This window comes from Occallatibacter sp., from assembly GCF_049802275.1.
Classification (GTDB): Bacteria; Acidobacteriota; Terriglobia; order Terriglobales; family Acidobacteriaceae; genus Telmatobacter.
The window spans coordinates 1-11080 of record NZ_JBARMD010000649.1 but is presented as its reverse complement, the minus strand read 5'-3'; the positions used below and the strand labels follow the sequence as shown (position 1 = coordinate 11080).

Below are 11080 nucleotides of genomic sequence, written 5' to 3'. Positions count from 1 at the left end.
CGCCTGGAAGAACTTCCGTCGCAGATCGTTCGAGTATGGTTCCGGCATCTGGGTGTGCGGACAATCGCCACTCTTAGATTGCAACACAAATGATCCCGTGCATAGTAACTAGTGAAATGCTCTAGCGTAAGGGCGTCCGATTAGTTCGGACGCCCTTACGCATTTTGCGACTCGGCACTCTGAAACTGACGACTATTTTGTAGCTCCGCGATGCGTGTGCTCAGGCTCATCGCGTCAAACGGTGCGCGAACTTTGACATCGTCGTCGAAGTAAACGAAGACGTCGCGTGAGTCTCGCTGTGGACCGGGGTCGGGATGGATTCTTGTACCGTCGGTTACTTCTTCTCCGCGCGACCACGCGATAACTCTGCGAGCCCACACATCGATGGCATCCGGGGTGTAACCGTTGGGATAGAGCTTCTCGCTTCCATGCAGGCGGCAATAGACAATGTCCGCAGTCACGTCCATCATCACCGGCAGCTTCACGGTGTCGGCCACCACGAGCGCAATATTGTTCTCGCGAAGCAGCGAGACGTATTCGGGATTCGCAAAGCTTTTGTGGCGGATTTCAACGGCGTGATGAAGCGGCAGGTCTTCGTCGACCTCCAGCCATGACCGGCTCGCCATCCATTCATCGCGTTGCCGCGCGTAGGCGGCAGCTTGCCTCTGTGTTCGCGGTAGAAGTTTGAAGAACGTCTCGAATCGCTTCAAGTCGACCGCGAAGTTCGGCGGGAATTGCCAGAGAATCGGTCCCAGTTTCTTGCCGAGCCGCAGCAGTCCTTGCGCGAGGAAGTTAGCCAATGCTGTCTCGACATTTTCGATCTTCCGGACATGAGTGATGAATTGCGAGCCCTTGATCGAGAAGACAAAGTCGTTCGGTGTGTCCTTGTTCCATGCCTGGAAGCTTTGCGGCCGCTGCGTTGAGTAGAAGGTTCCATTCAACTCGATCGAATTCAGCTGGCGCGAGGCGAACTCAAGTTCACGCTTCTGCGCGAGATCCTCCGGGTAGAAGGTTCCTCGCCATTCGTCATAACGCCATCCGGCAATACCGATGCGAATTTGTACCTGTCGGCTCATACAATCCCTTATTCGCAAAATCAATCTCGTGGTGGGCCGCCCCGCGTCGTCAGGGGAAGAGCATTACATCAAGGCTTCCACCCCCAGTGGATGCCAACAGAGGTGGAAAAAAGAAATAGCCTTTCAGTCAGTCGATTTCCCATCACGACTCCAAATGGGCCGATGATGATGCTGGCTAAAAGACCCGCGACAAACCAATCCTTTTCGGCGATTCTGCCGAACGCTCTTCGAATCTGATCTCTGTGTGACGCGAAGCAGAATTGGAACACTGCGACTATTGTGATATCGATGCAGACGCTCGAGAGCCAACGCATAAAATCGAAACCGACGAGCGTCAATAGAAGGGGCGTGGCCAGCAGAAACGGGGTAAGTTTTCTGACCCACCCAGACAAATTTGAATCCTGCAGCCGCAGTTCAGACACCAGGACGGAGAGAAAGGTCAGCAAAACCAGCAGGTACGGCAAAGCTGAGAGCACTGAGACGGCCACGAACAACAGGGTTGTTGGCCTTAGATAGAAGTGAACTGCAGCGGCAAATTGTTCATGAAAGCTACCCCGCATTACGCCGAAGACCAAACCTGAGATGGGTATGTCGGTACGCGCTTTCGCCAGGTTGAAGTATGTCGTCGCATCAATCGATGCATTCCCTAGCTTGATGATCAAGAAAAATGCACAGGCCACGAATGCGCAGTGGAGTAGGAAAGCTACTTTTGAGGATCTGCCTGGCTTCATCCTTAAGAGGAGAAGAACCAGTACGGCCGGGTAAAACATCAGCAGATAAGCTTCGTGAATCAATAGCCCAATCACGGTCAACGCAGATACGAGAATGAGAGTGACGGCATAATGCTCGCGTCCGAAATGAATAACAAACGCAGTGATCATGAGCAATGAAAACAGAGGCACATCGAGGTAACCATACAGCAGCCCCAGGTGCGGAAGAAGCCCGCATCCGCCAAAGAAGAAACAAAAAAGCAGTACGTCTCTAAAAGAGGCGAGAAAGTGCCGTGCAAATATCGCATAAGTCAGAATGACGGCAATCAAGACCTGAACATATCCGAGCAGCAAAGCCATTCGCCCTGAGATGAACGGGATTGACTGGAACAATGCGCCATACAGGGAGCGCCTCGCGAATCCGTGCGAATAGTTGAGAAACAGATGGCTATATGCATAGTCCATCCTGTTTTCCAGGGTGCCTAGATAAAAGAGTGTCAGAAAAATTGGAAAGGAAATGGAAAAGAAAAGCAATGCACGCTTGCTGGTTTTCATCGCACGAGAACTGTCTGGGCAGAGGGGTTCGAGCGATTTCATCCGCTCAGTGTATCAAGTGCCAGTAACCCCGACCGTAGTTAGGCTGTCCGGGACAGGCGCTTGGGCGCGCGCAGACGTAAAACCGCGTACGTCAGGATCAGCAACACGACTGCGCCGCAGCAGTCGAGCAGCACATCGGATGGGACCCCAGTGCGGTTCGGCAGGAAGGATTGATGAAACTCATCGGCGCTCGCAACTATCGCTGTTCCGAGCAGGGCCAGCGTGGCGTCCAGCAGAAAACCTGCCCGGGGCAGGCTCATCCACAAGGCGCGCAGCCAAAGCAGGCCCATGGTTCCATAGCCGACGAAGTGTCCCGTCTTGCGAATGTAATGGTGCAGAATCTCCCAGCGCGGATTCGCCACCTCACCGAAGATGTGCTCCCAGACCCAGCGCAGGGGGCCGCTTGTTTGGTCGGCTCCGAAGATAGCAGTAGACTCAACCGCGATGACGCAGATTGCGAGAGCCACCGGCCACCACGCACTGATCCAGTACCCGCGCGTTCTCCGATTGGCAGGCAGAGAACCGAATGCCTGTGACCGCTCGGGCGCCGGTAAATGAAAATGTTCGTCATGCATGGCTTGGGTTTGTCGGGTAGAACGAACGTTTCCTGTCAGATCGGCGGCGAAGAGAGACGATCCTGCGCGCGAGAGCAATGGTTTATTCCACGTGGTAATTGGGCGCCTCGCGAGTGATGATCACGTCGTGGACGTGGCTCTCGCGCAGGCCTGCATTCGAAATTCGAACGAACTGCGCTCGGTCCTGCAGCTCGGTGATCGTAGAGCAGCCTAGATAACCCATGCCGGAGCGAAGACCGCCGACAAGCTGATAGACCATCGCCTCAAGCGGCCCTCGATACGGCACTCGGCCTTCAATGCCCTCCGGAACAAACTTGGCGAGGCGGTTCTGTCCATTGCGCTCACGTTGGACGACGCCTTCCGTGTCGATTTCCTTGGCAAGATCCTCAGCACTCTGGAAGTATCGTTCGCCTGATCCCTGGCTCATTGCCGTGAGCGAACCCATGCCGCGATAGCTCTTGAAGCTGCGTCCCTGGTAGAGAATTGTCTCGCCGGGACTCTCGTCAACGCCTGCGAAAAGCGATCCAATCATCACCGAGCTTGCACCCGCCGCGATTGCCTTGGTCACTTCGCCGGAGTACTTGATGCCGCCATCGGCAATCACCGGAATACCTCGTTCACGCGCTGCTCGAGATGCCTCAGCGATGGCGGTGATCTGTGGCATGCCTGCGCCTGTAACCATGCGTGTGGTGCAAATGGAGCCCGGCCCAATGCCAACCTTGATGGCGTCTACGCCTGCATCCATAAGGGCAACAGCACCTTCGTAAGTAGCCACGTTACCGGCCAGCAGGGCAACATTCGGAAAGCGCTTCTTTACTTCGCGTACCGCATCGAGCACCCGTGAGGAGTGGCCGTGTGCTGAATCGATCGCGAGGGCATCAACGCGGGCGTTGACTAGTTCTTCCGCACGCTCCAGAAAATCGCCTGTTGCGCCAATCGCTCCGCCCACGCGCAGACGGCCTTTTTCGTCCTTGCTGGCGTTGGGGTATTTCAGCTTCTTCTGGATGTCCTTGACCGTGATCAACCCCTTGAGGTTGTACTGATCGTCGACCACGAGTAGCTTCTCTACGCGATGCTTGTGGAGAATAAGCTCGGCTTCTTCAAGCGTGGTGCCGACAGCAACCGTGATCAGGTTTTCCTTGGTCATCACATCGCCGACAGGGACGTCTGTGCGCGTTTCGAAACGAAGATCGCGATTGGTGAGAATGCCGACGAGTTTGCTGCCCTTGGTGACGGGCACGCCGGAAATCTTGTAGCGGCGCATCACTTCAAGTGCATCCGCGATCTGCTGATCGGGCCCGATGGTCACTGGATCGACAATCATGCCGCTCTCAGAGCGCTTCACCTTGTCGATTTCGCCAGCCTGCGCCTCGATGGTGAGATTGCGGTGCACGATGCCGATACCGCCCTGTTGAGCCATGGCGATGGCCATGCGCGACTCGGTTACGGTGTCCATGGCCGAGGAAAGCAGCGGCGTGTTCAGCGTAATGTCACGCGTGAGCTGGGTCTGCGTGCTTACCTGCGCGGGAACCACATCGCTGTAAGCAGGGATCAGCAGGACATCATCGAAGGTGAGGGCTTCCGGGAGGTTTTTGGATAGCATAATGCTCTGATGCGCCTGGCGGCCCTGGGATTCGATTCCAGGGACGGCAGGCGCTTATGCATATTGTAGCGGAGCGGGGCAGGGAGGTTCGGAGGGTGCGAAACTACACGCCAACCGGGAACGGCTTCGGGCTTGACTCGTCGGTATTCGCTTCTTTGCCGCCGCGCCAGCGCTCAAACCGGCCCTGCAGCAGGCTCATCAGGCCCGTGTACCAGTAGCCGATCACAAACAAAATCAGAAACGGCGCGGTGAAGTAATTGTGGTTCGTGAATGTGTAGATGATGGCAAGCAGAAAGTAGCAGCCGATGAAGAGCTCGATCCACGGCGCCAGTTTCAACCGCTTGCGATACTTTGCCGCCTGCGACTTCTCTCCCTTTTGCGCCACACGGTATTTGGGCGTGCGCACGAATGCGCTCTTGATGCCCAGCAGCGCTTCCATTACCGCTTTTGAATTGGTGACGGTCAGGCCGATGCCCAGAGCCATCAGAAATGGCAGATAAAGAAATGTCCTCTTCCACGTCTTGGGGTAGAGTTCGCGCTGGCTGGCGAGGTAGAAGACGGCGATGGATGCCGACGATGCTGTGAATAGCGGAAAATCAATCAACAGCATCTGGAACCAGCCCTGATAAAAACGGACAATCATGGCCGGAATCAGAAGGGCGGTCATGATGATCATGAGGGGATAGCTCAGGTTTGCGGTGAGGTGATACACCGCCTCAATCTTGATGCGCCGTGGAAGGTCCGACTTGAAGATGCGCGGAAGCATCTTGATCGACGTTTGGATCAGTCCCTTGGCCCAGCGCGCCTGCTGCGTCTTGAACGCCGTCATCTCGATTGGCAGTTCAGACGGACATTCGACCTCTGGCAGGTACTTGAAGCGCCATCCCGTCATCTGCGAGCGATAGCTGAGGTCCGTGTCCTCGGTGAGCGTGTCGTGCTGCCAGCCCCCGCCATCGGAGATCGCCTGCCGCCGCCACATGCCCGCAGTACCGTTGAAGTTGAAGAAGTCACCTGAGCGAACACGCGCGCCGTGCTCCAGCACGAAGTGGCCGTCGAGCAGGATAGCCTCAATCCGCGTCAGCAGGCTGTAGTCGCGATTGAGGTGCGTCCAGCGCGTCTGCACCATCCCCACGTCGGGCTCGCCAAAGTGGTGGATCACCTTCATCAGCCAATCGGGGGGTGGGACAAAATCCGCATCGAAGATGGCGATGAACTCACCGCTTGCGACTTTCAGGCCGGCGTCAAGCGCGCCCGCCTTGAATCCGTGCCGGTTGGTGCGATGGATATAGACGATGGGGTGGCCCAGCGCAGCATAGCGCGCCACAATGCCTGCGGCGACCTCAGTCGTTTCGTCAGTGGAGTCGTCAAGAACCTGGATTTCGAGCTTGTCCTTGGGGTATTCGAGGGCGCAGACGGCCTCCACGAGGCGGTCGATCACGAACTGCTCGTTGAAGATGGGCAGCTGAATCGTGACCCTGGGGAGTTCTTCGAAGTACTTGACGGGGTTGGGATTGTAGTTTTTGCGGTATTTGAAGTAGAGATAGCAGAGCGTGTAACGGTGCACGCCATAGATGGCCAACACGAACATTACAAGGAAATAGGGAATCAGAAGCGCCGCGTCAAACCAATTCCAGTAGTGGCGCACCGTGGAGAAGGGGTCGGTGAGCAACATTTTCATCTGGTGGCGGAAGCCGTTCTGCTGGCTGCCGGCAAGGAAAAACGCGGCTTGCGCAGGCAACCCGGTGGCCAGGCTGGCGATCATTTTGAGCTCGGCGAGCAGTGTGGATCCTCCAGGAGCGGGATAAGTGCAATTGTATGCGACGGCGGCTACGTGCCAACGTGTCGAACGACTCTTAGAATGATGCACGAGGGACTCCTGGAGTTCGATGAGCCGGACGCATGTGAGACCGCTAAGCAGCCAGCCATCGAACAGCGTTGCGTCCTGGCGCTGGCCGCTTCATCATCGTGTTGTCAGTTGCTGTCGATTATGGGCTGAACGCAAGAGTCGACGACTTGCCGAGCCGGGAACCCAGTCCCAATGCCAATTGGTGCACTGAAGAGTCTTATTCCGTGTCATTGGCCACATTTTTGCAGCCTGCCAATTGCCGAGGTCCGCGGATTTAGAGTAATGTTTCCATACATTTGGAGAAGTCCATGTCTACAACAGCCGTTTCCCCCGTTGTCGCCGCCAAGGGCGGAAGCTTTCTTATCGAGACACGTACGCCCGCAGAGGTCTTCACACCCGAGGACCTGAACGAGGAACAGCGGCAGATGGCAGCCACTGCGGCCCAGTTTGCCCGGGACGAGGTTTTGCCTGCTGTGGCCGATATCGACGCCAAGAAGCCAGGCGTGCTCTCCGGGTTGTTGCGCAAGGCGGCGGAACTGGGGTTCACCTCGGTTGATATTCCCGAGGAATACGGCGGCCTTGGGATGGATAAGACGACCTCCACGATTATCACGGATCATCTCTCCATTCAGGCGAGCTTTTCAACCGCGTTCGGAGCCCACATCGGCATCGCCACCCTGCCCCTGGTCTGGTATGGCACCGAGGACCAGAAGAAGCGTTATTTGCACAAGCTGGCCACAGCGGAGTGGATCGGGGCCTATGGCCTGTCTGAGGCAACCTCCGGGTCCGACGCGATGAATGTCCGCACCCGCGCCAGCCTCTCGGCCGACGGCAGTACTTATACGCTGAACGGCGAGAAGATGTGGATCACCAACTGCGGAATCGCCGGGCTCTACACGGTGTTTGCCAAGATCGACGGCGAGAAATTTTCGGCGTTCCTGATCGAGCGCGACACGCCCGGCCTCACCGTCGGCGCCGAGGAGCACAAACTGGGCATTCGCGGATCATCCACCTGCCCGCTGGTGCTGCAAGATTGCAAGGTACCGGCCGCGAACCTGCTCGGCGAGCCGGGCAAGGGCCACCACATCGCTTTTAACGTGCTGAATGTTGGCCGTTATAAGTTGGGCGTGGCTTGCGTAGGCGGAGCTCGTCATGCACTAGCGCACATGGCACGCTATGCCAAAGAGCGCAAGGCGTTTGGCAAGTCCATCGCGGAGTTCGGTCTTATCCGGCGAAAGATCGCAGAAAGCGCAACGCGCCTTTATGCCGCCGAAAGCATGGCTTACCGCACTGTCGGCATGATCGACGCCAGCCTCGAACAACTGGGAGATCACGCGACGCGTTCCCCGCGAGACATCCAGCGCCGCATCGAGGAGTATGCGGTTGAGTGCTCAATCCTGAAGGTCTACGGATCGGAGATGCTGTCGATGGTGTGCGACGAACTCGTCGCCACCATGGGCGGCTACGGCTATGTTGAGGAGTATCCAGCCGAACGCCTGTATCGCGATGCGCGTATCAACCGGATATTTGAAGGGACCAACGAAATCAATCGCATGATCATCACCGGCTGGATGATGAAGAGGGCTACCGCCGGCGAACTTCCCCTTTTGGCGGCCATCAAGGCGCTGATGGATGAAGTGATGCAACCGCCTTCCTTCGACTCCGCCGAAGATACCGGCGAAGTCCTCCAGCGCGAAGCATCCATCCTTGCCGCCGTGCGCAAGATCGGCCTTTTTGCCGCCGGAGTCGCGAGCCAGCGCTACATGACGGCCCTTCAGGATCAGCAGGAAGTGATGGCCGACCTAGCCGACATCATTACCCAGGTGTTTGCCCTCGAATCGTCATTGCTCAGAGCTCGGAAACTGGCTGTGGCGGGCAAAAACTCAGCGCCAGTGGCCGCCGCCATGACCAGCCTGCTGGCCGACGAAAGCATGGCACTGGCCGAGCAGGCGGCGCGACGCGTGCTGGCGGCCTGTGGTGAGGGCGATATGTTGAAGACACAGTTGGCGATCCTGCGGCGGCTGGCGCGATTCACCCCGGCAGATTCAGTCCAACTGAGCCACGCCATTGCGAAGCAGTGCGTTCAACTGGAGCGGTATCCCCTGCAGGGGAAGCAAACCTAGGTCGGAGCCTGCCTTCCAAAGACAGGCTTACGACGGGTACGCTCCGGCGATGTAGCCTTCCAGGGCCTGGATAGTCTGTTCCTGGCCGGAGATCACCCATTTCACCAGATCACCAATGGAGATGACGCCGACTACCTTGTCGTTCTGTACCACCGGCAGATGGCGGAAGTCGTGCTCGGTCATGAGGGTCATGCACTCGTCCACCGTGTGCTTTGGGCTGACGGAGATGACCGGACTGGTCATCAATTGGCTGACCTTGGTTTCACGGGAGGTATGGCCGCCCAGGATGCCCTTGCGCGCGTAGTCACGCTCAGAGAAGATGCCCACGAGCTGGTTCTCTTTGCAGACCAGCAGTACACCGATGTTGTACTTGGCCAACATCTCCAGCGCCTCGTAAACCGATTGGTCTGGATCAATGGAGAGCACCTGTCTCTCGGGTCGACATCCGAGCATGATGCCGATTGTGTCGCTGATCTTCATAGGTGCCTCCTGAGCCCATGTGAATTGACGGTCACTATAGCCCATTGAGATAACGGCGGAAAAGAAAGAAATTCAAGAGATTTTGACGCCAGGGCATTTTTGTGCAAAAGGCAGGTCTAAATGCCTGCTGCCCTTGGAATCCGGCGTTCCGGTGACCGGTTGTCCGGATGGGATTTAAAATGCCTATAGAGGTCGCGATTTCCCCTTGCAAATCTTCGGAAATCCGGCTCGCAGCGAAGTGGAGAGACTCTGATGGCCCTGTTTAAGACATCCAACCCTGCCTTAGGTTCCAAGGCGTTTCAGGACGCGGCGAGCAGTGCCGGTGCGCTTGATGTCGCCAACCGGATGACCCTGAACGGCACGGTTAACCGGACTGGCATCCTGCTCATCTGCGCCTTCGCTACGGCAGCATATACCTGGCGAACGTTCACGCAGACGCATGACCCCTCCGACGTATCGGGGCTGCTCATGCTCGGCGTCTTCGGCGGTTTCATCACCGCCATGGTCACCATCTTCAAGCAGAGTTGGGCGCCCATTACGGCTCCGATCTACGCGCTCCTGGAAGGACTCTTTCTGGGCGGCATTTCAGCCTTCTTCGATCTGCGCTACCCGGGCATCGCAGTTCAGGCCGTCGGCCTCACCTTTGGCGTGCTGCTGACCATGCTGGTGGTGTACAGCACTGGCTTGATCCGGGTGACGAACAAACTTCGAATCGGCATTATCGCGGCCACAGGCGGCATTGCGCTGTTCTATTTGCTGCAGATGATCCTGGGCTTCTTCCACATCCAGTTCGTCACGATCAACGGTGCGGGTCCGATCGGCATCGCCTTCAGCCTGTTGGTCTGTGCCATTGCCGCTCTCAACCTCGTCCTCGACTTCGACTTCATCGAGCAGGGCGTAAACTACGGCGCACCGAAGTATATGGAGTGGTACGGCGCCTTCGGCATCATGGTCACCCTGGTCTGGCTGTACCTGGAGATCCTGCGGCTGCTCTCGAAGATGCGCAGCAGAAACTAAGCGGGATTTCGAGCGATCAGCAAAGCGGCAATCTCCGCATGAGATTGCCGCTTTTGCGTTTCGTCACGCATTGAATGTGAGCCGAAGCATGGATGAACGAAGGGGGGAAGCTCAGCGTGAAGGCTGCGCGTCGGTTCCCACGATCTTCTGCGCATGGGTTACCTCAGGAAGATTCGCATCCGCCGTGGGCCACGCCTTGAGAAAAGCCGCGTAGGCTTCGCGCGCTCCTGCCGCATCGCCTGAGGACTCCTTCACCAGCGCGAGTCCGTAGAGCCCGAAGCCGGAGTTCGGTCGCGCGACAAGCGCCGCCTCATACGCCGTCTCCGCATCTTTGTAGTCCTTGGCCTTCAGCAGCGCCGCAGCCTCTGTCTCAGCGACCGGCCGGATATAAAACGGCGGCTCATGATATCCGATCTTTTTCTCCTGTTTTGCAGCATCGGCATAGAGCTTCTTGGCGGCTCTCAATTTGTGTTGCGCAATAAGCACGCCGGCGCGCAATTCTATCGCCGCGATGTTCAGCGATTTCATAATAGGCTCAGGCAAAGCATCGGGTGAGATCGGCGCCATCGGCGGATTGGCATCGGCCGTTTTCTTCGCGGAGTCAATTTTCCCAAGGGCAGTCTGCATCTCCTGCATCTGCTTCAAACCTGCGTCGAGGCTGGTTGAATGCTCCTGTGCTGCTACCGTATCGCCGGAATCGAGAGCCCTCATCCCCTTCGCATAGTCGGCAAGTTCAGCAGAAAAGAAGCGCAGGTTCGCTGCCTTGTCGCCTTTGGGCAAATTGGCGCTATTGAGCATAGTCAGCACCGCATCCCAGTCGCCCACCCGCAGTGCAACCGGCAACCGCCGGCTAATGCGCGCCATCTGGTCTCGCGCCGACCAGATGTAGAGTGAAGCAGAAAGCTGGCCTCGCGCAGCTGCAAGATGATCCGACAGCGCGTTCGCGTCTGACAGTCGCCCCTGTTCCATGAGGTTCGCAATGGAGTACATCATGTTGTGCGCATAGTTCCAGTCGTCGTCGGGACCGACGTTCTGTTCCTGCATGTAGTGCTC

Annotated in this window: 9 protein-coding genes; 2 read left to right on the top strand and 7 right to left on the bottom strand. The window is 57.2% G+C overall.

The annotated features are described in order from the left end of the window. Positions 1-155 precede the first annotated feature (155 nt). The 5 genes from WA354_RS21810 to WA354_RS21790 form a co-directional block, all read right to left on the bottom strand. Entirely contained in the window at positions 156-1076 is a 921-nt protein-coding gene (locus WA354_RS21810; protein ID WP_472815130.1) for a DUF72 domain-containing protein, read from the bottom strand. 68 nt (positions 1077-1144) lie between these two features. Continuing rightward, the gene (locus tag WA354_RS21805) at positions 1145-2251 is read right to left on the bottom strand and encodes a hypothetical protein (RefSeq protein ID WP_472815129.1); all 1107 of its coding nucleotides are present in this window, start codon (positions 2249-2251) and stop codon (positions 1145-1147) included. Between the two features lie 170 nt (positions 2252-2421). Next, complete coding sequence (locus WA354_RS21800) at positions 2422-3036, bottom strand: VanZ family protein (protein ID WP_472815128.1); 615 nt, start codon at positions 3034-3036, stop codon at positions 2422-2424. Positions 3037-3040: 4 nt separating this feature from the next. Further along, entirely contained in the window at positions 3041-4561 is a 1521-nt protein-coding gene (gene guaB / locus WA354_RS21795) for an IMP dehydrogenase (protein ID WP_472815127.1), read from the bottom strand. 103 nt (positions 4562-4664) lie between these two features. Continuing rightward, on the bottom strand, positions 4665-6323 hold the full coding sequence (locus WA354_RS21790) for a cellulose synthase family protein (protein WP_472815126.1): 1659 nt from the start codon (positions 6321-6323) through the stop codon (positions 4665-4667). 392 nt (positions 6324-6715) lie between these two features. Here WA354_RS21790 and WA354_RS21785 point away from each other — a divergent pair, with 392 nt between their 5' ends. Beyond that, entirely contained in the window at positions 6716-8530 is a 1815-nt protein-coding gene (locus tag WA354_RS21785; protein ID WP_472815125.1) for an acyl-CoA dehydrogenase family protein, read from the top strand. Positions 8531-8557: 27 nt separating this feature from the next. On the opposite strand, the gene WA354_RS21780 is transcribed toward WA354_RS21785, so the two are convergent. Next, complete coding sequence (locus WA354_RS21780; protein ID WP_472815124.1) at positions 8558-9010, bottom strand: CBS domain-containing protein; 453 nt, start codon at positions 9008-9010, stop codon at positions 8558-8560. Between the two features lie 252 nt (positions 9011-9262). Here WA354_RS21780 and WA354_RS21775 point away from each other — a divergent pair, with 252 nt between their 5' ends. Then, positions 9263-10027, top strand: a complete 765-nt coding sequence (locus tag WA354_RS21775; protein ID WP_472815123.1) for a Bax inhibitor-1/YccA family protein — start codon at positions 9263-9265, stop codon at positions 10025-10027. Between the two features lie 111 nt (positions 10028-10138). Here WA354_RS21775 and WA354_RS21770 read toward each other — a convergent pair. After that, a partial coding sequence (locus WA354_RS21770) for a hypothetical protein (RefSeq protein ID WP_472815122.1) occupies positions 10139-11080 on the bottom strand: 942 nt, incomplete at its 5' end.